Annotated in this window: 19 protein-coding genes; 12 read left to right on the forward strand and 7 right to left on the reverse strand. The window is 56.6% G+C overall.

Annotated features, from left to right (window positions below; all coding sequences use genetic code 11):
- Positions 1–33 precede the first annotated feature (33 nt).
- Together sohB and msrA are read left to right on the forward strand one after the other, a co-directional pair.
- Positions 34–1,086 carry a protease SohB gene (sohB, locus tag ACQCLF_RS11700; RefSeq protein ID WP_426987456.1) on the forward strand — a complete coding sequence of 351 codons (1,053 nt, stop codon included), beginning with the start codon at positions 34–36 and terminating at the stop codon, positions 1,084–1,086.
- A gap of 241 nt (positions 1,087–1,327) precedes the next feature.
- The gene (gene msrA / locus ACQCLF_RS11705; RefSeq protein WP_426987458.1) at positions 1,328–1,978 is read left to right on the forward strand and encodes a peptide-methionine (S)-S-oxide reductase MsrA; all 651 of its coding nucleotides are present in this window, start codon (positions 1,328–1,330) and stop codon (positions 1,976–1,978) included.
- A 35-nt stretch (positions 1,979–2,013) separates the two neighbouring features.
- Here msrA and ACQCLF_RS11710 read toward each other — a convergent pair whose 3' ends face one another.
- Positions 2,014–2,349 carry a hypothetical protein gene (locus ACQCLF_RS11710; protein WP_426987460.1) on the reverse strand — a complete coding sequence of 112 codons (336 nt, stop codon included), beginning with the start codon at positions 2,347–2,349 and terminating at the stop codon, positions 2,014–2,016.
- A gap of 33 nt (positions 2,350–2,382) precedes the next feature.
- Positions 2,383–3,108, reverse strand: coding sequence for a phosphoadenylyl-sulfate reductase (locus tag ACQCLF_RS11715; protein WP_426987462.1), 726 nt, complete (start codon positions 3,106–3,108; stop codon positions 2,383–2,385).
- A gap of 459 nt (positions 3,109–3,567) precedes the next feature.
- Here ACQCLF_RS11715 and thrH point away from each other — a divergent pair, with 459 nt between their 5' ends.
- Complete coding sequence (gene thrH, locus ACQCLF_RS11720; RefSeq protein WP_426987464.1) at positions 3,568–4,185, forward strand: bifunctional phosphoserine phosphatase/homoserine phosphotransferase ThrH; 618 nt, start codon at positions 3,568–3,570, stop codon at positions 4,183–4,185.
- 192 nt (positions 4,186–4,377) lie between these two features.
- Here thrH and pabB read toward each other — a convergent pair whose 3' ends face one another.
- Entirely contained in the window at positions 4,378–5,772 is a 1,395-nt protein-coding gene (pabB, locus tag ACQCLF_RS11725) for an aminodeoxychorismate synthase component I (RefSeq protein ID WP_426987466.1), read from the reverse strand.
- Positions 5,773–5,993: 221 nt separating this feature from the next.
- Between pabB and rimO the strand changes: the two genes are divergently transcribed.
- The 3 genes from rimO (at position 5,994) to ACQCLF_RS11740 (ending at position 9,754) form a co-directional block, all read left to right on the forward strand.
- A complete protein-coding gene (gene rimO / locus ACQCLF_RS11730; RefSeq protein ID WP_426987468.1) occupies positions 5,994–7,319 on the forward strand; it encodes a 30S ribosomal protein S12 methylthiotransferase RimO in 1,326 nt (441 codons plus the stop codon).
- Positions 7,320–7,492: 173 nt separating this feature from the next.
- Positions 7,493–9,097 carry a fused MFS/spermidine synthase gene (locus ACQCLF_RS11735; RefSeq protein WP_426987470.1) on the forward strand — a complete coding sequence of 535 codons (1,605 nt, stop codon included), beginning with the start codon at positions 7,493–7,495 and terminating at the stop codon, positions 9,095–9,097.
- A 51-nt stretch (positions 9,098–9,148) separates the two neighbouring features.
- A complete protein-coding gene (locus ACQCLF_RS11740) occupies positions 9,149–9,754 on the forward strand; it encodes a DUF938 domain-containing protein (RefSeq protein ID WP_426987472.1) in 606 nt (201 codons plus the stop codon).
- A 54-nt stretch (positions 9,755–9,808) separates the two neighbouring features.
- On the opposite strand, the gene ACQCLF_RS11745 is transcribed toward ACQCLF_RS11740, so the two are convergent.
- A complete protein-coding gene (locus ACQCLF_RS11745) occupies positions 9,809–12,937 on the reverse strand; it encodes an error-prone DNA polymerase (RefSeq protein ID WP_426987474.1) in 3,129 nt (1,042 codons plus the stop codon).
- A gap of 291 nt (positions 12,938–13,228) precedes the next feature.
- Between ACQCLF_RS11745 and ACQCLF_RS11750 the strand changes: the two genes are divergently transcribed.
- Together ACQCLF_RS11750 and ACQCLF_RS11755 are read left to right on the forward strand one after the other, a co-directional pair.
- Positions 13,229–14,350, forward strand: coding sequence for an efflux RND transporter periplasmic adaptor subunit (locus ACQCLF_RS11750; protein ID WP_426987476.1), 1,122 nt, complete (start codon positions 13,229–13,231; stop codon positions 14,348–14,350).
- Positions 14,351–14,380: 30 nt separating this feature from the next.
- Entirely contained in the window at positions 14,381–17,455 is a 3,075-nt protein-coding gene (locus ACQCLF_RS11755; protein WP_426987478.1) for an efflux RND transporter permease subunit, read from the forward strand.
- Here ACQCLF_RS11755 and ACQCLF_RS11760 read toward each other — a convergent pair.
- Positions 17,437–18,909, reverse strand: coding sequence for a Y-family DNA polymerase (locus ACQCLF_RS11760; RefSeq protein WP_426987480.1), 1,473 nt, complete (start codon positions 18,907–18,909; stop codon positions 17,437–17,439). The genes ACQCLF_RS11755 and ACQCLF_RS11760 overlap by 19 nt on opposite strands.
- Before the next feature lie 3 nt (positions 18,910–18,912).
- Positions 18,913–19,644 carry a hypothetical protein gene (locus ACQCLF_RS11765; RefSeq protein ID WP_426987482.1) on the reverse strand — a complete coding sequence of 244 codons (732 nt, stop codon included), beginning with the start codon at positions 19,642–19,644 and terminating at the stop codon, positions 18,913–18,915.
- 174 nt (positions 19,645–19,818) lie between these two features.
- On the opposite strand from ACQCLF_RS11765, the gene ACQCLF_RS11770 reads away from it, so the two are divergent.
- Positions 19,819–20,424 (forward strand): redoxin domain-containing protein, encoded by a 606-nt coding sequence (locus ACQCLF_RS11770; RefSeq protein WP_426987484.1) that lies wholly within the window; start codon positions 19,819–19,821, stop codon positions 20,422–20,424.
- Between the two features lie 56 nt (positions 20,425–20,480).
- Here the strand turns inward: ACQCLF_RS11770 and ACQCLF_RS11775 are convergent, their stop codons facing one another.
- Complete coding sequence (locus ACQCLF_RS11775; protein ID WP_426987486.1) at positions 20,481–21,356, reverse strand: LysR family transcriptional regulator; 876 nt, start codon at positions 21,354–21,356, stop codon at positions 20,481–20,483.
- A 150-nt stretch (positions 21,357–21,506) separates the two neighbouring features.
- Between ACQCLF_RS11775 and ACQCLF_RS11780 the strand changes: the two genes are divergently transcribed.
- Genes ACQCLF_RS11780 through ACQCLF_RS11790 form a run of 3 tightly spaced genes read left to right on the forward strand, consistent with a single transcriptional unit; the run spans position 21,507 to position 24,124 of the window.
- On the forward strand, positions 21,507–22,241 hold the full coding sequence (locus ACQCLF_RS11780) for an SDR family oxidoreductase (protein WP_426987488.1): 735 nt from the start codon (positions 21,507–21,509) through the stop codon (positions 22,239–22,241).
- A 14-nt stretch (positions 22,242–22,255) separates the two neighbouring features.
- Positions 22,256–23,116, forward strand: coding sequence for a methyl-accepting chemotaxis protein (locus ACQCLF_RS11785; RefSeq protein ID WP_426987490.1), 861 nt, complete (start codon positions 22,256–22,258; stop codon positions 23,114–23,116).
- A 3-nt stretch (positions 23,117–23,119) separates the two neighbouring features.
- Entirely contained in the window at positions 23,120–24,124 is a 1,005-nt protein-coding gene (locus tag ACQCLF_RS11790) for a methyl-accepting chemotaxis protein (RefSeq protein ID WP_426987633.1), read from the forward strand.
- The last annotated feature ends 16 nt before the right edge of the window (positions 24,125–24,140 follow it).

Genomic DNA, 24,140 nt, shown 5'->3' on the forward strand with positions numbered 1-24,140 from the left:
ACGGAAACCTACAACTATTGACGGAGTCCTGATTTGGAATTTCTTATTGAATACGGTTTGTTTCTGGCCAAGGCGGTCACCGTTGTCGTGGCGATTGGGATTGTCCTGGGGTTAATCGCTGCGGCGGGCCAAAAAACCCGGAAAAAGGGCGATAAAGGTCATATAGAAGTCCACAAACTCAATGACCGCTTCAAGCAGATGGCGGACACGCTGAAACAGGCTGTGCTCGACGAAGCGGATCGCAAGTCTGAATTAAAAGCGGAAAAAAAACGCCTCAAGGCTGAACGGGCAGAAAAAAAAGCGGCCAAAGGCCAGGGCGAGCCCACACCGGGCAAGCGTGTTTTCGTGCTGGACTTTAACGGCGACATCAAGGCCTCCGCCACTGATCGATTGCGGGAAGAAATCAGCACTGTGCTGAGCCTGGCGAGCACCTCGGACGAAGTGGTGGTTAAACTGGAGAGCGGTGGCGGCCTGGTACACAGTTACGGGCTGGCCTCGAGTCAACTTGCGCGCATTCGACAACGTCATATTCCTTTGACGGTCTGCGTGGACAAGGTGGCGGCCAGCGGCGGCTACATGATGGCCTGCGTGGCAGACCGTATTCTGGCGGCCCCCTTCGCGGTGCTCGGCTCTATCGGTGTAGTGGCTCAGCTTCCCAACTTTCACAAGCTGTTGAAAAAGAACAACGTCGATTTCGAAGTGTTTACCGCTGGTGAGTACAAGCGCACGGTGACCATGTTTGGTGAAAATACCAAGAAGGGCCGTGACAAGTTTGTGGAAGACCTGGAAGACACGCACGTTCTGTTCAAGGAGTTTGTGGCGGAGCACCGTCCTCAGGTGGACGTTGCGGCTGTAGCGACCGGTGAGATCTGGTTTGGCCGTCGCGCTCAGGATGTCAATCTGATTGATGAGTTAAAAACCAGTGACGAGTATCTGCTGTCACTCTCTGAGAAAGCGGATATCTTCGAGGTAAACTACGTGCAGAAAAAGTCACTGCCGAAGAAGCTGGGCTTTGCGGCCGAGGAGTCGATGGACCGTTTGCTGTTGCGCTGGTGGCAGCGGTCTAATAATCAGCGCTGGTTTTAGTGTTGAAAACAACGAGTGGGTTTGACGGGGAGGTTCCGGGGGCGGAGGTCTACCGCACAGAGACCCGCCGTGAATACATCCTTGTAGGCTTCATGTCGGCATCCATGCCTCCAAGAGTCTCTGTACGGTAGACCTCCGACCCTTCAGTGACTGACTCGCTGATTTCTTTAAGCCGTCAGTCGTATTTTGTAAGGTGCTTTTTTGTAAGGTAGCTTGAAGTTATTCTGTAGGAGGCAAAGCCATGTTTTCCAGAACCCGAAAGCTGGAGATGCCAACTCGTGAGCAGGCGCTGCCGGGCCGCGATGAGCCTATGGCGCTTGAGGGAAATCAGGGCAAGCATTTTGTGAAGGGCACTCCGTTGCAACCACCGTTTCCGGCAGGAATGGAGCAACTCGTTGTGGGGATGGGTTGTTTTTGGGGCGCAGAACGGTGCTTCTGGCAATTGCCCGGTGTCTACACCACCGCGGTGGGTTATGCGGCAGGTTTCACACCCAACCCGACTTATGAGGAAGTGTGCTCCGGGTATACCGGGCACAACGAGGTCGTGCTGGTGGTGTTCGATCCAACGGTGATTTCTCTGGATACCGTTCTGAAAACCTTCTGGGAAAATCACGATCCCACGCAGGGCATGCGTCAGGGCAATGATCGAGGCACGCAGTATCGCTCCGGCATTTATACCTGTTCTTCGGCTCAGCAAAACGCCGCAGAAGAGAGCCGGAATCGTTACCAGGCCGCGCTAAACAGGGCGGGGCAGGGCAGTATTACGACGGAAATTCAGGACGTCGGGCCGTTTTACTATGCCGAGCATTATCACCAGCAGTATCTGGCAAAAAATCCCGGTGGATATTGTGGCCTGGGGGGAACCGGAGTGGCTTGCCCGGGCATCGCCTGACTCCAGCCGAAAAGCGGTGTGTCAGGCGTCAGGACTTAGAGAAAATCCAAGTCAGGGTTGTCCTTCATGATTTCCTTCAGTTCGTCGGATTCACGCGTTTCCTGTTCCAGAACTTCCCGCACAAACTTGAGGTAGACCGTGTAAATTTCCGGTGCCTGGCCTTCTCGTTCCACCACAAAAAAGGGGGCCCGGTCCACCTGAAGCTGATGCGCCAATGTCATACCCGGGCTGTCGGGGTCCCGCTCATCCGCCACGATGATACGGTCAATGCGATCCATATGGCCGGACGCTTCCAGCTTTTGCAGGACATCGGCGCACTTGGGGCAGGGCGATCCGTCCTTCAGGATTTTTTTAACCAGCGTGATGTTCATGGTTCACCTTCTTACCGGTTCGATTAGAGTCGTTTACTTGACGTTGTCTGCGTGCAGTCCGCATTCTTTCTTGGTGGCTTCTTCCCACCACCAGCGGCCTTCCCGTTCGTGTTGACCCGGACCAATAGGGCGAGTGCAGGGCTCACAGCCGATGGAGACGAAGCCGCGATCATGCAGTTCATTGTAGGGGATTTCCATCGCGCGAATGTAGTCCCAGACCTGTTGTGAACTCCAGTTGGCCAGTGGGTTGAATTTCACCAGGCGGTCGCCCGGACGCGCAAACAATTTGTCGTCCTGAATTACCGGTATGCCCATTCGTGTGCCAGGGCTCTGGTCTTTGCGCTGCCCCGTTACCCAGGCGTCCACCTGCAATAACTTGTTGCGCAGCGGACCGATTTTACGCACTCCACAACATTCCTGATGGCCGTCCTCATAGAAACTGAACAAGCCTTTATTTCGCACCAATTCACGAACGGCCTCGCCGTCGGGGGAGAGCACATCGATGTCGATACCGTAGTGTTCGCGCACCCGCTCAATAAACCGATACGTCTCCGGGTGTAGCCGGCCTGTATCCAGGCAAAATACTTGAATATCGGGTCGAATCTGGTGAGCCATGTGCACCAGCACGACGTCTTCAGCCCCACTGAAGGAGACGGCGATGTTATCGAATTCGCCTAAAGCGAACTGCAGAATCTTTTGAGGGGAGGCGTGCTGTAATTCAGCATCGATATCGACGGTATTGAGTAATTCACTGCTCATGAAAAAGGGCCATTGTTCGATTTGCTATCACGGGCCGGGAAGAATACCAGAGCGCCGGACAAGTTCCTAATAGCCAGTCATTATGACCTTATAGCTGGCGGTCCCGGCTGGTTTTTGCGGTATTTTTAAGCCGTGGAACATTGGGTGCTTTTTGCACTATGTGAGCGCAAAATGTACAGTATGTAGTGGTGCCTTTATTAAAAAACACCATATATTGCGCTATTTTGGTCATATTTTCGTCAAAATAGCAAAATTTTATAGACTGTTTTCATAGAACAGCTGGTTAAAAATTGCCGATTTTGAAATATGTTCCACGTGAATCGCTCGGCCATTTGCTTGACAATGTCAGCAGGTGTTCAGACGTCAGGCAAGTTGCGTTCCTTGGGGGAAGCCGGTAAATTAGCGCGCGTTTTGGGGCGTCGAGCCCCAGCCTAAATCAGACGCTTGTTGGGGGTAACTGTGGAAATCGCCTGTCTTGACCTGGAAGGGGTATTGGTACCGGAAATCTGGATCGAATTTGCCAAGGAAACCGGTATTGAAGCGCTAAAAGCCACTACCCGGGATATTCCTGACTACGACGTGCTGATGCAACAGCGTCTGCGTATTCTCGAGGAAAACGGCCTGGGATTGAATGAAATCCAGGCCGTGATTGCACGCCTGAAGCCTCTGGACGGCGCTCCGGAGTTTGTCGACTGGCTGCGCGAACGCTTCCAGGTCATCATCCTGTCCGACACGTTTTACGAGTTTTCCCAGCCCCTGATGCGTCAACTGGGCTTTCCGACCCTGTTGTGCCATCGGCTGAAAGTGGACGAAAAGGGCAAGGTCGTGGATTACACCTTGCGTCAAAAAGACCCCAAGCGCCAGTCCGTATTGGCATTGAAAACCCTCTACTACCGGATCATTGCGGCAGGCGACTCCTACAACGACACCACCATGCTGAGTGAGGCCGACGCCGGCATCCTGTTTCACGCCCCGCAGAACGTCATTGACGAATTCCCGCAATTCCCGGCGGTACACAACTACGAAGACCTCAAAAAAGCCTTCATTTCCGCCAGTAACCGCGATTTGAGTTTATAAGAGAGACAGGTAGCGCCGACGGAATGAGGCCCTTGGGAAACCCGCCGTGAACCCCTCCATGGGGGCTTCAAGTCGGCTTCCTGCCTCCTAGAGTTTCCCAAGGGCCTCATTCCGTCGGCTTCGCGTTTGCCTCTGCCCAAACTGAAGAGCCTTACAGTGGCAACAAGGTTATCAGTGCCCTCGAGAAAGCTTTCAGAGAGGCGGCCGATCTCCAAACTCCCTCTCAAGCGTCTCCATCAACACTCTCACTTTATTCAAACTCTCCTGGTACTCCGCGTCGGGTTCCGAGTCCGCCACAATACCGCCGCCGCCCCAGCAATACAGGCGATTTTGATGGCAAACGAGGGTGCGAATCGCAATACTGGTATCCATCTGGCCGTCGGCGCTCAAATAGCCCAGGCTCCCGCAATACACCGAGCGGCGCACCGGTTCAAGCTCTTCGATAATCTCCATGGCGCGAATCTTTGGCGCTCCGGTAATCGAGCCGCCCGGAAAGCTGCCCCTGAGCAAATCCACGGCCGTCGCTCCGGATTTCAGGTGTCCGGTAACCGTGCTGACCAAATGGTGCACATTGGCAAAACTTTGAAGTTCAAACAACGCCGGGACACGAACCTCGTCACAGCACTTGCTGAGGTCGTTGCGAAGCAGATCGACGATCATCAGGTTTTCGGCACGGTTTTTGGCGCTTCGGCGTAACGCGTCCGCTTCTGCCTGGTCCCGGATCGGGTCGGGGTGGCGCGGGGCTGTGCCCTTGATGGGCCTGGTTTCAGCCACACCATTTCTGAGGGCAATAAAGCGCTCCGGGGACAAACTGAGAATGGCGCCTTCCGGCCGTGGCAAATAACCGGAGAACGGCGAGGGCAGTGCTTGTCGTAACGCCAGATAAGCCGCCAAAGGGTCGCCCTGGCAGTCAGCCTGAAAGCGTTGGGCAAGATTGACTTGATAGCAGTCGCCAGCGCGAATATAAGCCTGAATTTGCGAGAGCTTCTTTTGGTAAGAATCTGCTGTAAGTTCTTCTTTAAACTTTCTGATTTTAAAGGATTTTTTAGGTTCAAGAAATTGCTTTAACTCAAAATCCGGGTCCTGCTGAGACAGTTCACGGTGCAGCGGCATCGGGTCCATATCAGGGCGTGCCACCAGAAAGGTCTGTTTCCGGTGGTGATCCTGCACGATTGCCCAGGGGTAGAGACCGAGCCAGAAATCGGGCAGAGCGATGTCGTGCCGGGCGTGCGCGGGCAGCGACTCCAGCTGCCGTACCAGATCGTAGCTGAAATAGCCGATCGCGCCGGACACAAAGGGCAGGTCAGGGACGGGTTCGAGTGGCTGGGGCAGCCACTGCTCAATGAGATCAAAGGGGTGGCCAGTCAGGGAGTGGCTTTGGCCTTGGGCGTCAAGCAGCCGGGTTTTTCCATCCTGGCTGCTCAGTATCGTCTCCGGCTCCGCCGCCATAATGTCGAAACGCCCATAGGTGCTGTGAGGGCGACCGCTATCGAGCCACACAGGTTGGCGTCGCCCGGCCAGGCACGCAAACCAGGCAACGCTGTCGGTTCGGTAGGGCAGAGTGAGAACGTGCGGTTTAGGCCTCATTGACTGGGCACTCGATGCTTGCTGGAAAACGCGCGCATTCTATCACGGGATGATGCTCTGACAGGACAGGCCCAGGCCGTGCCTGAATCATCGGTTTTCGGCGATTTGCCCCAATCGACGGCTGCAAAATCGCGCCGAAACGCCTACAATAGCGCCGTTTTCGCGGACCCTCTCTTTCTCCGGTTTGCTATTCCCCTCTGAACACCTGCGAGCGGCGCTTTATGAAGAATACCCCCACAGTTGGTTTTGTCAGTCTGGGTTGTCCCAAAAACCTGGTGGACTCCGAACGTATCCTGACCCAGCTGCGCACCGAGGGATATCACATTGTGCCCAGCTATGACGATGCCGATATGGTCATCGTCAACACCTGCGGTTTTATCGACAGTGCGGTAGAAGAGTCTCTGAGCACTATCGGCGAAGCGCTCAAGGAGAATGGCAAAGTACTTGTCACCGGTTGCCTTGGCGTGAAAGAAGATGAAATACGGGAGGTGCATCCCGGGGTGCTGGGCATTTCCGGCGCTCACGCCTATGAAAAGGTGCTGGATCAGGTGCACCAGCATTTACCGCCGGCGGCGAATCACAACCCATTCATCGACCTGGTGCCACCTCAGGGCATTAAGCTGACACCCAGGCATTTCGCCTATTTGAAGATTTCCGAGGGCTGCAATCATAAGTGCAGCTTCTGCATCATTCCTGACATGCGAGGTAAACTGGCCAGTCGACCCATCGGGCAGGTAATGAGTGAAGCCGAACGGCTGGTCAAGGCGGGCGTCAAGGAACTCCTGGTGATTTCTCAGGACACTTCAGCCTATGGTGTGGACGTGAAATACCGCACCGACTTCTGGGATGGGCGCCCACTGAAAACCGATATGATCAAATTGTGTGAGGCGCTGGGTGAGCTGGGCGTGTGGGTGCGCCTGCACTACGTTTATCCTTATCCTCACGTGGATCAGGTCATCCCGTTGATGGCTGAGGGGAAAATCCTTCCGTATCTGGACATTCCGTTCCAGCATGCCAGCCCTCGCATTTTGAAGTTGATGCGTCGCCCGGGGCAGGTGGAGAAGACGCTGGAGCGAATTCAAAGCTGGCGCGCCCAGGTTCCCGACCTGACGATTCGCTCGACATTTATTGTCGGTTTCCCCGGTGAAACCGAAGAAGACTTCCAGCAGTTGCTCGACTTCCTGGAAGAGGCGCAACTGGATCGCGTGGGTTGCTTCCAGTATTCCCCGGTGGAAGGTGCCGCGGCCAACGAGTTACCGGACCCGGTGCCAGAGGCGGTCAAGCAGGAGCGTTTCGAGCGTTTTATGGCGTTGCAGCAGGGTATTTCCGCTCGTCGCCTGCAAGCGAAGATGGGTCGAACGCTGGAAGTATTGATTGATGAGGTAGACAGTGAAGGGGCCATAGGGCGCAGTTACGCCGATGCCCCGGAAATCGACGGGGTGGTGTACCTCAATGGTGAACACAATGTGCAGCCCGGCGATAAGGTCACTGTCATTATTGAAAACGCGGATGAGTATGACCTTTGGGGGAGGCTGGCGGAGCAGTAAATTGCGTCCTCTGGTAATTTTCACGAGTTGAGAAACGCGCCACAAAATCGGAGAGTTCGATTGGCAGGCACGGGGACTTTTTATACGCTAACGTTTTATAGACTACAGTTACTCATACCATTAAGTCTGACGCACATACCGGGCGTTACAATAAGTAATAGAGGTCATGGAACGTGTCCAAACAAAGTCTGCCCCACCAAAAACGATCGTCTTCCAAAGCGAGCGCTGCCAGCGCCGCTGCCCATCCTCCCCTGACCCGGGCAGACCGGGTTCTGTTTTACATCACGGCGAGCATTACCGGGGCTACGGTCATGATGATCGAGCTGCTCGGCACGCGCATCATCGGACCCTATTACGGGGTGAGCATGATTGTCTGGTCGTCGCTGCTGTCCACAGCGTTATTGGCGCTGTCGATCGGCTACATGCTCGGTGGCCGCCTGGCGGATACGGCCCCGTGGCTACGGCTGTCTCACATTCTGCTGGTCACCGCGATTTTAATCGGTGTTATTCCGCTGATCAGCAAGCCGGTACAACTGGCCAGTAATGTATTGGGGTTGCGCGGTGGCGCGCTGGTGAGCGCTTTCGTGCTGTTCACCCCCTGCCTGCTGATGCTGGGAATGGTGGGGCCCTATGTCATCAAAATCGCAACCAGTGGACTGGAGCGGGTAGGGCGCACCGCTGGCACTGTCTACGCGATCAGCACTCTGGGGAGTGTGCTCGGCACGCTGTTTCTCGGGTTCTTCCTGCTGCCGCTGGCTGGAACCGAGCAAATCGTGATCGCCTTGAGCCTGTTGATGTTATTCATGGCATTGCTGCTGGCGCTGTATGAGAATCGGCGTCTGCGCGCCCGAAACTCCATAGTGGGCTGGGGGGCCACGACTGGGATTCTGGCCCTGGTCTTATTGTTTGGCGTGGGGGCCGGCGTGGGTGAGCGGAATTACTCTGGCTCCAAGGTCGTGTTTGAGCAGGAAACGCATTACGGTTGGGTGAGGGTGGTAGACCAGCCCGACCGTGGTATTCGCTGGCTGATGTCCGGCGGGTCTACCATCGGTGCCGAGGATATTCGTACCGGGGCCGGTCTGCTGGGCTACCAGAAAGTCGTGGGGTATCTGCCGCGTTTTAATCCCGCCGGGGATGAGGCATTGCTGGTGGGTCTTGGCAGTGGGCACCTGGTGAATGTGTACGAGCAGTTTGGTGTGCGTACCGATTCCATAGAGATTGACCCTGCGGTGGCCTATGCGGCGGATCGTTATTTTAGCTTTCAACCCACTGGAGACGTCATTGTCGGGGATGCTCGCTACCAGATTAAACAGCTGAATAAGCGCTATGACTTTATCATCCACGATTGTTTTACCGGGGGAGCCGAACCCATTCACCTGTTGAGTCTGGAGATGTTTCAAGAGTTGAAAGCGAAGCTCAAGCCCGGTGGTGTCCTGGCCCTTAACTTTGTCGGTTTGACATTGGAGGGGGAGGAGGCGCCCGTGGAAGCGGTCGCGCATACCCTCGATCAGGTGTTTGAGCACCGCCGCACTTTTGTGTCTTCCCCAGAGGCCACCTTCAATGATTTTGTCTTCTACGTATCGGATGAACCATTGGAGTTGCAGGGCAGCGCCGATACGCTGGCGTGGCTGACTGAGCGCGAAGTGACTATTGAGGGCGATTCCGAACTGATTATTACCGATAACTTCAATCCACTGGAGACGCTGCACATCGCCAAAGCGGAATATTACCGCGATATGTTGATTGAGCGGGTGGGTGAAGAGATTCTGTTTTACTGACCCCATTCCTAATCGGTTACAATGACGGTTTTCAAGCCGCCGAGGTAACCGATGTCCCCGACGCCGCAGAAACCCTTCTCGCAGGCCTGCGAAAACAATAAGCAACCTATTTTGTCCGTACTGATCCCGCGTCTTGCCACCTGTCGGCATGTGTTGGAGATCGGCTCGGGCACGGGACAGCACGCCGTTTACTTCGCCTCGGCCATGCCTCACCTGGAGTGGCAAACCAGTGACTTGTCTGATAATCACGACGCTATTCAGCAATGGTTGAGTGAATATCCGGGAAAGAATATTCGCGCTCCGTTGACGCTGGACGCGACTCAGCCGGACTGGCCGGTGGCGAGCACCGATGCCGTATTCAGCGCGAACACCTTGCACATCATGCCTTGGGAAAGTGTGCTGTCTCTGCTCGATGGATGCACGCGCGTGCTCCCGCCAAAAGGCAAACTGATCGTGTATGGGCCATTCAATGAGCAGGGGCAGTTCACCAGCGAGAGCAATGCCGCCTTTGATCAGTGGTTGAAGTCCCAGGCGCCGCATCGAGGTATCCGGAACCGGCAAACACTGGAAATCGAGGCTGCGGAACGCGGGTTGGTATTGACCGAAACACTGGAACTGCCGGCCAACAATCGTTGCCTGGTTTTTGTACGCCGTTGATGTCATTGAGACGGGGGAGATGCCCGGATTAGTGGCCTGGATTAATGGCCCGGATTAATGAAAGTCCCGGGATCTGGCTGACAGGTTCTCCAAACAATCGCTCAGATCTTCCAGCTTCCCGGCGATGACATGAATCACTTCCCCCTCGCGTTCAACGGTCCCGCGAACACGCAGTACACGAGCGGTTAGATACGCTTGCTTTTGCGCCCGGGCCGTGGCCAGCCAGACGATAACGTTGTGGTTGCCAGTATCGTCTTCCAGGGTAATAAAAGTAACGCCCGAAGCGGTTCCCGGACTCTGGCGACCAGTGACGACACCGATAACCGTCACGAGGGCACCGTGGCGATATTCTCCCAATGCTGTGGCGCGGACAAAGCGGCCCAGACAACCCGCCTCATCCAATAGTGCGATGGGGTGTCGATTCAGGGTTAACCCGACGCTGGCATAATCCTCCACCAGATTGTCGATGTCGCTCGGGACGGGCAGATAGGGAGTTGTTTCTGCTTCCGCAGCGAGTGTTTCTTCCGAAGGCTGAGCGGCAAACAAGGGAAGTGTGAACCCGCGATCCATCAGCGCCCAGCGCGATTGGTAACGGTTATTACTGAGGCTGTGTAGCGCGTTTGCACCAGCCAGAGCTTCGCGGTCGGGTTGCGCCAGTCCCAGCCGGTGAATATCGTTCAAAGCGCGGAAACGATATCCATGTACGTCCGGTGGGATGCCCGTGATGGCTTCAATCGCTTTTCGCGACAAACCTGTCACGATCCTGAAGCCCAAACGAATTGCCCAGCCGTTGCCGGAGCTCTTGTCGGTGCTCTTTCCGGTGCTTTCCAGCCGGTGGTCGGCGCCCGAATGGTTAATACACACGGGGCGTATTTCCACCCCGTGGCGCCGGGCGTCCTGCACCAGTTGTGAAGGTGAATAAAAGCCCATGGGGTGGCTGTTCATTAGTGCGGCGTAAAAGGCTTCCGGATAATGGTACTTCATCCAGGCCGACGCGTAAGCGAGCAACGCAAAGCTGGCGGAATGAGACTCCGGGAAACCGTATTCACCGAAACCACGAATCTGTTGGTAAATGCGTTCAGCGTAGGCCAGCGGATAGCCGCGTTCGGTCATGCCTTTGATCAGCTTGTCCTTGAGGGGATCGAGGTCGCCGGTTTTTTTCCAGGCGGCCATGGCGCGGCGCAACTGATCCGCTTCACCGCCACTGAAGCCGGCGGCCACCATGGCCAGATGGATCACCTGTTCCTGGAAAATGGGTACGCCCAGTGTGCGCTCCAGAACCCCTTTCACCGCTTCGGAAGGGTACTCTTCCTTTTCTTCGCCGTTTCGCCGTTTGAGAAACGGGTGCACCATGCCCCCCTGGATAGGGCCTGGGCGGACAATGGCAATTTGAATCACCAGGTCGTAGTAACAGGCGGGTTTCAGGCGCGGCAACATGGACATCTGAGCGCGGGACTCAATCTGGAACAGCCCTACGGTGTCGCCGCGCTGAATCATTTCATAGACAGCCTTGTCCGTCATTTCACGACACACGCCGGAGAGCGTTAACTCCCGTTGCCAGTGCTCGCGCACCAGGTCGAAACCCCTGCGCAGGGCGGTTAGCATGCCGAGCGCGAGCACATCCACTTTAAGCAGGCCAAGCGTCTCGATATCGTCCTTGTCCCACTGAATGACAGTGCGATCGGTCATCGCTGCGTTCTCGACGGGCACCAGTTCGTACAGCGGACCAGAAGAAATCACGAATCCCCCCACATGCTGGGATAAGTGACGGGGAAAACCGCGCAGCTCGTTCACCCTCTGGATCAGGTGTCGGCCCGTATCCGCGTTTGGATCGAGCCCGGCCTCGGCAACCTGTGACGCCCAGTCGGTACCCCGGTCGCGCCGGTTGGTCTGGCGAATCAAAAAATCCAGGTGCGATTCATTAATACCTAGCGCTTTTCCGACATCCCGCAGGGCGCTTTTAAACCGGTAGGTAATCACCGTGGCGGCAAGAGCAGCGCGGGGCCGACCGTATTTACGGTAAATGTATTGTATGACTTCCTCGCGCCGCTGGTGCTCGAAGTCCACGTCAATGTCCGGGGGCTCGTTACGCTCCCGTGACAGGAAGCGTTCAAACAGCACCTTGATATGGCGTGGGTCTACCGCTGTAATTTCCAAGCAGTAGCACACCACAGAATTAGCCGCCGACCCACGTCCCTGATAGAGAATGCCGTGCTCCTGGGCAAACCGCACCAGATCGTGAATGGTCAGGAAAAAATGGGCGTAGCCCAGGCTTTCGATCAAATCCAGCTCTTTGTCGATGGTGGTTTGAATCTCGCCGGAGACCCCCTCCGGAAAGCGCTTGGCTATTCCTTTGTCGACGAGATGGCACAACCATGAAAAAGCCGTTTTTCCTTTCGGGACCAGTTCAGAGGGGTATTCGTAGCGCAACTCGCCCAGATCAAACCGGCAGCGCTCGGCAATGCGCAGGGTCTCTGTCAGCCACGACGCCGGAAATAAAGACTGCAAACGGGGCAGGGATCGCAGGCGGCGTTCGGCATTGGACTGCAGGCGTCGACCCGCCTGAACCACGGTGGTGCCCAGCCGGATAGCCGTGAGTACCTGCTGTAAGGGCAGCCTTTCAGCATGATGCATCAGCACATCGCCACAGGCACACACCGGTAAGGCCAGCTCCCGGGCCAGTGTTTCGCAATGGGCCCGATAGCGATGCTCCGCCTCCGTGAGGTGGCACCGCACCGCCAGCCAAAGCCGCTCGGCATGGTGTTTTTTCAGCCAGCGGCCCCAGGCCTGATCACTCGGACGCCCGGATGGCAACCACAGAAGCAGACAATATTGCAGGGACTTTATATCCCACTCTTCAAGCCGGTATTCCCCTTTGGGGCAGCGACGTCGGGCATTGGTGATAATGCGGCACAGCTCCGCGTAAGCCTGGCGACTGGGGCAGAGCAGCACCAGGTCCAGCTCGCCCTCAATACGGAACCGGCTGCCTACGATCAAGGCGGGTGCGGTATCGCTGTCCCGGCCTTCGGCATAAGCCCGAACAACACCCGCCACGGAACACTCATCGGTAATGGCCAGGGCTTTGTAGCCCAGAACGCCCGCTTGAGCCACCAACTCCTCGGGGTGTGAGGCGCCCTCCAAAAACGAAAAGTTGCTCTGACAGACCAGCTCGGCGTAACTCATAATTAAGGTGATGAAGTAGGAATCACTTGAATACTGTATTTACATACAGTAAAAGAGTGGCGGGCATTGTGCAAGGGTACTGGCAGGTGGCGTCCAAATGTAAGATTCTGTAACCCCCGTATACCTTTGAGGCGGTCTGTTGTAAGCTTGGCATCCTTGAAGAAGCCCCCCGCAGTACCTCCGTCCGAGGGCTCAGTAAAAACCTTCCCGTCAATGAAAGTAAGTACTGGAAAGTACCAGGTGAAAGTACCATCTGCTCAGACATAAACGCAGGAGTTAGGGAGTAAGCGCATGACCAAGCGAATGATCATAATGCTGGTGATTGTCGGTGTCGTCTTCGGCCTGATTTTTGGCTACAAGGCTTTTGTGAACACGATGATCGGTAACTTTCTGGACAATATGCCTGAGCAGACCGCCTCAGTGACCGCCGCCGAAGCGGGGCTTGAGCAGTGGAACCGGGAAACGACCGCCGTCGGCAGTTTTCGGGCCGTCAGCGGGGCGCAATTGAGCACTGAAGCGAGCGGAATTGTCACGGGCATTCATTTCGACAATGGTGACCGAGTGGAAAAAGGTCAGCGGCTGGTGTCGCTCGATACTGCCACTGACGAAGCCGAACTGGAACGGTTGAACGCGGCAGAAAAACTGGCGTCCATGGAGCTGGAGCGCTATCAGCGCCTGTTTGATGAAGGGAACAGCTCCCGTTCCGAATTACAGCGTCGGCAAAGTGAAGCCGCTCAAACCGTGGCCTCAGTCAAAGCCCAGAAAGAACGCATTCGCTTGAAAACCATCCGCGCTCCCTTTGATGGCATTTCGGGAATTCGGCAGGTTAATATTGGCCAATATATCTCACCCGGTGAGCCCGTGGTGTCGGTACAATCCCTTGATCCCATTTACCTGAATTTCACCCTGCCTGAACGCCAGCTGTCCGAGGTAGACGTGGGGCAAGCGGTGACAGCCCAGGTGGATGCGTTCAGTAATGAGACCTTCGAAGGGGAGGTAACCGCCATCGAGCCCTCCATTAACGAAGCGACCCGCACTTTCACGTTACAAGCCACGCTGCAAAACCCCGAAGCGCGTTTGCGCCCGGGCATGTTCGGCCGGGTAACCCTGGACCTGGGGCAGCCACAGGAGCTGGTGGTTGTCCCGCAAACCGCCATCCAGTTTGATCCCTATGGAAACTCGGTATTTATTCTTGCCGAGAATGATGAGGGAGAGCTTCGTGCCACCCGGCGTTTTGTACGCACCGGGGAGCGTCGTGGTGATTTGATTGCGGTGACCGATGGTTTGCAGGAAGGGGAGCAGATCGCCACTTCCGGCCTGCTGAAGCTGCGCAACAATGCGCTGGTCAGTATCAACGATGACCCGAGCGTCCAGCCCTCTGCGGAACTGGAACCGGCTCCGGCAAACCAGTAAGTGCCAGGCAGGCCAAAGGAGAAATAACTGATGCGGTTTACTGACGTTTTTATCCGCAAACCGGTGCTGGCCTCGGTGGTCAGCCTGTTTATCCTCTTGCTGGGAATGCGTGCCGGTTTTGAGCTGAACGTCCGGCAGTTTCCCGAAATCCAGAATGCTGTGGTGACGGTCAACACGGCATACATTGGTGCGGATGCTGACTTGATCCAGGGGTTTATCACCAAGCCTATGGAGCGCGAAGTCGCAGCGGCCGAGGGGATTGATTATGTACAATCCACCTCCAGCGCCGGCATGAGCACGGTGATGGCGTACCTTCGCCTGGACTACGATCCCAATGAAGCGCTTACGCAGATTGCCGCCCAGGTCAATGCGCTGCGGTCCGATTTGCCGGAAGAGGCGGAAGACCCGGTGGTGACGCTGGCGGTAGGGCAGGAAACCGCGGCGATGTACCTGTCGTTCTTCAGTGATTTGCTGGACAACAACCAGATTACCGATTACTTGGTGCGGGTCGTGGAGCCACAGCTGGCCACCATTCCCGGCGTTCAGCGTGCCCAGATTCTGGGAGCCAGAACCTTCGCGATGCGTATCTGGCTGGACCCTGAACGTATGGCAGCCCAAGGCGTGACCGGCTCCGATGTGATGACGGCGCTGCGGTCCAACAACGTCCTGGCCGCCCTGGGACGCACCAAAGGCCAAATGGTGGCGGTGGACTTGAACGCGGGCACCGATCTGCACACCGCCGAGGAATTCGAAGCGTTGGTGGTGCGCTCGGAAGACGGCGCGCTGGTGCGCCTGAGAGATGTGGCCGATGTGGAACTGGGGGCCGAAAACTACGACACCTCGGTCACATTCAACGGGCTGGCCGCCACGTTTATGGGCATTGAAATTTCGCCGGATGCCAATGCCCTGGATGTAATTGCCGATGTTCGTGAGGTGTGGGACCGGGACATTATTCCGCAACTGCCGGAAGGGCTGGAAGCGGATATCCCCTACGACTCCACCGAGTATATCCAGAGTGCGATCGATGAAGTGGTACTCACGATTGTGCTCGCTCTGATCATCGTCATTTTGGTGATCTATGCCTTTCTTGGCTCTGTGCGCAGTGTCATCGTGCCGGCGGTTGCTGTACCGCTGTCGCTGGTGGGCACCTTCTTCCTGATGTGGATGTTCGGCTTTTCCATCAACCTGTTGACGCTACTGGCCATGGTGCTGGCGATCGGGATTGTGGTGGATGACGCCATTATTATGCTGGAGAATATTCAGCGCCATGTGGAAGAGGGCATGTCCCGCTTCGATGCCTCCATTCTTGGGGCACAACAGCTGGCCTGGCCGGTCATTGCGATGTCCACCACACTGGTAGCCGTCTTTATCCCGCTGGGTTTTGTAGGGGGGCTGACAGGCATTCTGTTTGTGGAGTTCGCCTTCACTTTGGCCGCCACCGTCATTCTATCGGGCGTAGTGGCGCTGACGCTCTCCCCGATGATGTGTTCGCGTATTCTGCGCTCTCGCTCTCACAGCGGAACCCGGCCGAAATTTGAGCGCTGGCTGGATGAAAACTTCGAGAAACTGCGGCAGGGTTACCAGAAGCGTCTCCACGGCATGCTCAACACGGCGCCAGTGGTGTTGGTATTCGCGCTGATTATTCTGGCCTCCTGTTATTTCCTGTTTGTCTCCAGTAATAATGAGTTGGAGCCTCAGGAAGACCAGGGGTTTGTGTTCACCATTGCCACGGGTGATGCTTACGCGACGCTGGATTACACCGACCGCAATACCGAGTATTTCAATCAGTTGCAGGAAAACGTTCCTGAGCTGGAGAAAATATTCGTGATCAACGGCATGAACGGTTCCAATACAGCGGGGGCTGGTATGGTACTGGCACCCTGGGACCGACGTGATCGCGGCACTCAGGAGATTCTGGACAATGATATCCAGCCATTTATGCAACAGGTGCCGGGGCTGGATGTCTTCGCGGTGATTCCTCCCTCATTACCCTCCCCGGGCGGTGGTGGTGCCCCCGTGGAGTTTGTGATTGGTACCACTCAGCCATACTCCGTGCTGGATGAAGTGGCCGGAGAAGTGCTGGAGCGTGCCATGGCCAGTGGCCGCTTTATTTTCACGGATACCGACCTGCGTATTGACCGGCCGCGCCAGACCGTCAAGATTGACCGCGAAAAGGCCGCGTTGATGGGCGTGAGCATGCAGCAGGCTGCCGCCGACCTGGGCAGTATGACCGGGGGTGGCTACGCTGGACGATTTTCACTCGAGAACCGCTCTTACCGTGTGATTCCCCAAGTGGAGCGCACGGAGCGGCTGAATCCCGAACAGCTGGAGCAGTACTACACCCGTAACCGGGAAGGGGAACTGGTTCCCATGTCGTCCCTGGTGACCCTGGAAGAGTCAGTGCAGCCGCGCTCCCTGACGGGTTTCCAGCAGCTTAATTCAGTGACCATTTCCGGTGTGCCGCGCCCTGGCGTTTCGTTGGGTGAGGCGCTGGGTGTATTGGATTCGATTGCCGCTGAGGTTTTGCCAGACGGTTTTACTGTGGACTATTCTGGCCAGTCGCGGCAGCTGAAAAGTGAAGGTCAAAAACTGGTAATGACGTTCTTTTTCGCGTTGTTGGTCATTTTCCTGGTGCTGGCGGCCCAGTTCGAGTCATTCCGCAACAGTGTCATCATTATGGTGACGGTTCCCATGAGTATTTGCGGGGCTCTGATTTTTATCAGCCTGGGGCTGACCAGTATCAACATTTATACCCAGGTGGGGTTGTTGGCGCTGATTGGTTTGATTGCCAAACACGGTATCCTGATCGTGGAATTTGCCAACCAGCTTCAGGAAGAAGGGCGCACCAAACGGCAAGCCATTGAAGAGGCGACCGCGATACGGCTGCGGCCCATCCTGATGACCACCGCTGCGACCGTACTGGGCATGGTGCCGCTGCTGATCGCCACCGGTGCCGGTTCAGCCTCCCGCTACGCCATGGGACTGGTGATTGCCAGTGGTATGACCATTGGTACGCTGTTCACCCTCTTTGTGGTTCCAGCGGTGTACCTGTGGCTGGCCCGGGATTATCGTCAGGGCAAGGCACATCAGGCAAAATACCCCTGAAGAAACCACTCTGGACTATCGGGTTCCCGAAACACCCAGCACCACTGACCCTTGCCATTGCGTGCCACATAGTAGTCGCGAATCTCGGGGGTAGGATCCCACCAGCCCGTGGCAATTCGTTCCGGGCCTTCCACAATCATCAAAGGTTCACGGCAAGGCACTGGCTTTGGCAAAAGAAAAGCGGGGCGGAGCGAAGGCAATGGAGGTTCCATTGCCGATAAAGGAGCATCCCGAGAAGAAATAACGCGCTCCTCCTGGGAAACAGTCGCCTGCGCGGCGCTTTCTCCGTTGGCCACCAATGGCCGAAAGTCATCGCGATGATGCGGCGTGGTGACACGCCCGCTCCCCAGCCTGGCCTCCAGAAGGGATACCAGTTCAGCAGGCTGCATCGTACCCGCTGACTGGCGAGTCAGCAGGGATTCACTGCCTGTAGTACCGGTAGTGAATTCCAGAGCGGAAAGCGTCATAGTCACTACCGGAGCGGCCAGGGGGTGGCGTTCGAGTACCAAATCCACCAAGTGCTGCCAGCGAACCGCTCGGACTTCGCCTTTAGCTGAGCCAATAATGAGCCGCGCAGGAGGGCCGTCGCGGAAGCACAGTTGCAGCTCGAGCCTGAGAGCCTGTTGGTTGCGGGCCAACAGGAACTGCTCCAGCTCTTTCAGAAGTTGCTCCACCCAAGGGCGAAGCCTGTCGGTCATGGTGGCTTCATGGGGAAGTTCCCGGGAGCGGCGGAAATGATCGGGAGGCTGATAAAAGGGCAGGGGATGAGAGGTCTGTCCCTGAAAGCGCAACACATAGTCCACCACGGGTCGGTCAAAGCGGCGGGCCAGTTCTCCTGGCGGAATGGTCAAAAGCTCACCAAGGGTGCGAATTCCCAGCCGTTGCAAGGGTTTGATAGCCTCCTTCGGCAAATCCGTAAACGCGAGTGGGCAATGTTCACATTCGATCTGAAGATGCGGAAGGTTGTCGCTGACAAGGTTTCTACCAGAGCGGGCTAACAGTTTGGCGGTCAGGGGTGATGGTCCGCTGCCCCATTGCCAATGAACCTGAAATGACGCCATAAGCGCGGATATTTTTTTAAAATAGTTGTCTAGTCCATTATGGTATTTTATCATTCTGGTTATTCCGGCCCAGATTCCCTGCGGGTAGTCCAACGAAAGGTCACCGCAAATTCGATAAAGCCCCTGAGAGAAAGCCTCCAGTCGTTCCCGCTCCAGCGTTTCCCGATAGGGCAATAAATGCACCTCTCGGCATAAGACAGCGGCGGTCGCGAGCCCCATGCCCACTCGCAAACCCTGCTTGGCTGCCGATGGGTTAATTTGGCAAAGCCGATGATCCCGTTCGTTGACTACAGCGGCGGGTGCCTCCTCGGAAACCTTGTCATCGTGATGGGCCGTCACCGGCATTTGCGTGTCCAGTTGCAAACGCGGGAAGTGCAAATACAGCCAGAGCATGGATCAAACGGCCGTTCGGTGCATCGGGGTTTTCTGTATCGGGGCTTTCGGCATCGGAGCTTTCGGCATTGCCGCCCGATGTTTTTCTGTATAGGTCGCGCACAGTTCCGGCCATCGAGCCGTCATGGCAACAGAAAACGCCCCGACAGGCCGCCCCTGTCGGCGTCGGGGCACGGACACCCGCACCCCGTCGGGATGGGGTGCCAATACCAGGTGCATATCCACCGGCCAGCTCAGGTTTGGAGTCCTGCTATCGGTAAAAAACAAAAAGAGCGTGGCTTCGCCCGTGCGGGCGGCCAGCTGCAAGCGCCGGACCTGAGCCTGGGAGAGCGAAGGAGAAGGCCAAAGCCAAACGCTGTCACAACAGCCACTCTTCACGCTTTGTTCGGCGGACCAGAGGGCATCTTTGTCTGTACCAGATCGCACGACCAGCCACCGTTCCGGGGTTAATTGCTCGGCCAGCAAGGCTTCAGCACTCAGTTGGAAAGGGGGGTTGACCATCACACTCAAGCGTTCGCCGGCTTGCACCGAAGGCCACAGCAGGCGTATTTCACCGATCGCCAACGGGCTGTGAACAGCCACGGCTCCGGCACCCGGAAGGCCCCCCAGATATTGGTCCACCTCGGCCCACCCGCTAGCCCGAGTCCCGGGCATGGTGGGAGTCTCCCGCCCTCGCCAGATCAGGTGGCGCTGCTCCAGTGTCTCCAGCATTTCAGGTTGCTCCAGATTCGGCACGGAATCTCACCTCTTGATACTGTACATAAATACAGTTTATCAGTGTGCCGCACCTCTGAAAACCATTTCGGGCAGAGAAATTGTGTCCAGTTTGTTAGCATAGCGAGTTTTCCACCTGCGGCGTCCACCGAAAAACCCAAGGCCAGCGAAAAAACCACTAAGGAGTCCGATGCGATGAAGTCTCTGCTGTATTCCGCCATCTGCCTGACGGCATTAATGAGCACGCCAGTGGCATGGGCCGACGCTGTGCCGGGAGATCCTGCTCCCGCCTTCCGGGCCACTGACGCGGGAGGGCATTCGCATACTCTGACGGAGGCTATTGGGGGCTGGCTGGTGCTCGAATGGTTAACCCCGGAGTGTGACGCCGTGCAGCAGCGATACCGCGATGGCACGCTTCCCGCGCTGCAAGAAGCCTATCGTGAAAAAGGCGTCACCTGGCTGACCGTGATCTCATCCAGTCCCGGACCGGGAAACCGCATTGAGCCGGAAGACGCCCTGGCCCTGGCCAGTGAGTACGGCATGCAAGCCAGCGCTCCGATTCTCCTGGATGACACCAGCATTATGGCCCGCGCCTACGGAGTCAGCACCGCGCCGAATTTTTTCCTCATCGACCCTCACGGCAAAGTGCTCTATCGGGGAGCCCTGCAGAGCGAAGAGGCGGAAAGCTCAAAAGCCACGGCCCTGGAAGCCGCACTACAGTCGGCCCTCGCGGGAGAGCCGGTAGACATCAGCTCGACCGAAGCCAAAGGCTGTACACTGGAGTTGGATGTACAGCCTTGAGCGGGGTTTAGGAAAACAGCCTTGAGCGGGGTTTAGGGAAACAGCCTTGAGCGGGGTTATTCACGGTACTGACGAACGTGGTCAATCAGTGCCCTCAATTTTGGTGTCACCGAGCGCCGGCTTGGAAAATAGAGATAAAAGCCGGTAAACGGTGGTAGCCAATCGTCCAGTACGGTGACAAGCTCGCCACGGTCCAGGTAGGGCTGGAACGTTTCCTCCATACCAAAAGTAATGCCACCATCGGCCAATGAAGTGCGGACCATCACCAACATGTCATTGGTGGTCACCTGTGGCTCAACCGCAATATCGAAAGCGTGGCCATCGCGTTCGAATTCCCAACGGTAGGGCGCGGTATCGAAGGCCGGGCGCCAACCGATACAACGGTGCTTCGCCAGATCACGTGGGTGTTGCGGGGCACCGTAACGGTCCAGATAGTCCGGCGTGGCCACGGCTACCTGCCGCTGATCCCCCGTGAGCGGCACCGCAACCATATCCCGCTCGATCACCTCTCCCAACCGCACACCGGCGTCGTAGCCAGCGGCGACGATATCAAACTCCTCGTCATTCACCGTCACATCAAGCGTAATTCCCGGGTAGGTTTCCACAAACGAGGCAATCAATGGCCCGGAGAGAAACCGTTCAGCAATCGACGTCGCCGTTACTCGCAGCAGCCCATGGGGGTTGCCAGCGGTATTTTGGGCGACCTCCAGCGCCGCCGTAAGCTCAGCGAGTGGGTTCGAGACAGCCTGCAACAACTGCTCCCCCTCTTCGGTAAGGCTCACGCTGCGGGTAGTACGTCGGAACAGTGGCTGCCCCAAAGCCTCTTCGAGCCGCTGCACGCCCTGGCTGACAGCCGAGCGCGTGACCCCCAGTCGATCCGCCGCGGCGCGAAAGTTCGCCGTGTCGGCGACCGCCGTGAATAACCTCAGCAAGTTGAGATCCATAGCAATTGGTAATTTCTGTTAACCATAAAGTCCAGAGATTGGCATGTTCTCCTAAACAAGTCGAGCCGTTATCGTATTTTCTGACACGGCGACCGGGGTCGTTCAAGTCATCAGAGGAACAATTAACCAGAGGAAAAGATGATGAACATCGCAGAGAAAGTCATTCTTATCACCGGTGCCAGCAGTGGCATTGGTGCCGCCATGGCCAAAGAACTCGGTGCCGCGGGCGCAACGCTACTACTGGGGGCTCGGCGCCTGGACCGGCTGGAAGCGCTCGCCACCGAGATTCGGGGCGCCGGTGGGACGGTCGAGGTGCAGCCGTTGGATGTTACCGATCGCTCCGCCTTATCACGATTTGCACAGACCGCTCTTGACCAGTGGGGCCGGATCGATGTCCTGATCAACAATGCGGGCGTAATGCCGCTCTCTCCCCTGGCTGCCGGTAAGTGCGACGAATGGGAGCGAATGGTCGACGTGAATATTAAAGGGGTGCTCTGGGGGATTGCTGCCGTCCAGCCGTCGATGGAAAAACAGGGGTTCGGTCAGATTATCAATATTGCGTCTATCGGTGCATTGGCGGTTTCGCCGACCGCGGCCGTTTATTGTGCCACGAAATTCGCGGTTCGGGCGATTTCGGACGGTCTGAGGCAGGAAAGCGATGTTATTCGGGTGACCTGCGTCAATCCCGGCGTGGTGGACTCCGAGCTGGCCGATACCATCACCGACGCCAGCGCCGCTGCTGCGATGCAAGAGTTCCGCCGTATCAAGCTACCGCCCGAGGCTATTGCCCGAGCTGTCCGCCAGGTAATAGAAGCCCCCATGGATGTGGATACCAGCGAAATCACCATCCGTCCCACCACCTCGCCTTACTAAAGGAGATCGCGCTGATGTCCTATATGGGGTTACAGGGAATCGTACATCGAGTGGATCAATCCGAAAATGCCGCTGATTCCGTGAAGCTGATGCTGGAAGCCAGAATCGCGGAGAAAAACTTCATAGCGCGGGACGACGACAATGAAGTGAACCTGGCGGAGGAACGGCTGAGAGAACTGCAAACACTGATTGATAACCTGGAGGCCCTGACCGATAACGCTCAAGACCGACAGCAAATCACCTCTGTGAGTGCCCGGGTAGGGGAGTATCAACGAGCATTTGGACAATATGTCCAAAGTGCCCAACGCCAGCGTCAACTGGTGACGGAGCTGCGGGAGCGAGCGGGGAGCTTCATTGAACAATTGGACACGCTGCGAGACAGTCTCGTGGAGGACGTGACTTCTACCGTCGAAACGCAAGGCAGCTACGACGAGATTCAGCGCAATATGGCCCTTGCCAACACGGCGAATCGCGCCAACCGCCAGCTGCTTCAGGCAAGGGTAAACGAGAAGAACTACATGCTGTTTGCATTGCCGGATTATGCCGCTGACACACGAACTCATATCAGTGGCATCGCTGAGGCGTTGGATGAACTGGACGCGGAACTGGTGCGGGAAGATCGCCGCGTCCTGCTGGATGGAAGCCAAGGTGATCTTGAGCGGTATCAGAATGCTTTCGAGACTTATATCGAACTGAATCAAACCCGCGAAGACATGGAAGCCGCTATGGTGAGCAACGCCCGGGAGGCAATGAATGCGGCGGCCAATGTCGCGCAGACTCAGCGCACCCAAATGAACAGAGGCGTTGAACGCACCGAAACCGGTTCACTCTTATTGCCTCTGGTTGCGTTACTGGTGGGTGTCGTGGCCGCCTGACTGATTACGCGCTCCATTGTTCCACCATTGACGGCCGCGGCGCGAATCGCCCGGGAAGTCGCGGGCGGCAATCTTGCGGTTTCCGTGCCCAACGCCGGAAAAGACGAAGTCGGCCAGGTGCTGCAGGCGCTGGATAGTATGATTCAGGGTTTGCAGGATATGGTTGCTGCCTTGCAAACCAGTTCCGATGAAATAGCCTCGGCCGCCGAGGAGCTATCGGCGGTTACGGTACCAACCGCTGAGGGTGTACAGGAACAAAAACAGGAAGTGGATCAAGTGGCCTCCGCCATGACCGAGATGACCGCCAGTATTCAGGAGGTGGCGGGCAGTGCCGAACAGGCTTCCAATCTGGCAAAAGAAGCCGATGAAAACAGCGGAGAAGGCGAAAAACTGGTGCGCTCGAGTCAGGAATCCATCCTGGCGCTGGCAAGCGACATCCGACAGTCCGCTGATACCGTGACGCGCGTTCGCCAAAACAGCAATAACGTCAGTACCGTACTGGATGTGATTAAAAGCATCGCCGAGCAAACCAACCTGCTTGCATTGAATGCGGCTATCGAGGCGGCGCGAGCGGGCGATCAGGGACGCGGTTTTGCGGTAGTGGCCTCCGAAGTGAGAACGCTCGCTCAGCGTACTCAGGAATCCACGACCGAAATCGAGCAGTTAATCAGCGAGCTGCAACAGGGGGTCGAGCAGGCCGTTACCTCGATGGAAGCGAATCAAAGCAGCGCAGAAAATACCGTCGAGCGCGGTGAACTAGCGGCACAGGCGTTGAAGCGGATTGCAAAAGCCGTGGGTGACATTGCGGACATGAATGTCCAAATTGCCTCGGCGGCCACGCAGCAAAGCGCGGCTTCCGAGCAAGTCAGCCACAGTGTGCAACGTATCAGTGATATTGCCGATCAGTCCGCTTCCGGCTCAGAAGAGACGTCTCGCTCCAGTGAGGAACTGGCACGACTGGCTCAGCAACTTCAGGAAATGACGCAACGTTTTCGTTTGAACGGATAACGGCGATAAAGACGGG

It is taken from the genome of Marinimicrobium sp. ARAG 43.8, assembly GCF_050113635.1.
Lineage (GTDB): Bacteria > Pseudomonadota > Gammaproteobacteria > Pseudomonadales > Cellvibrionaceae > Marinimicrobium.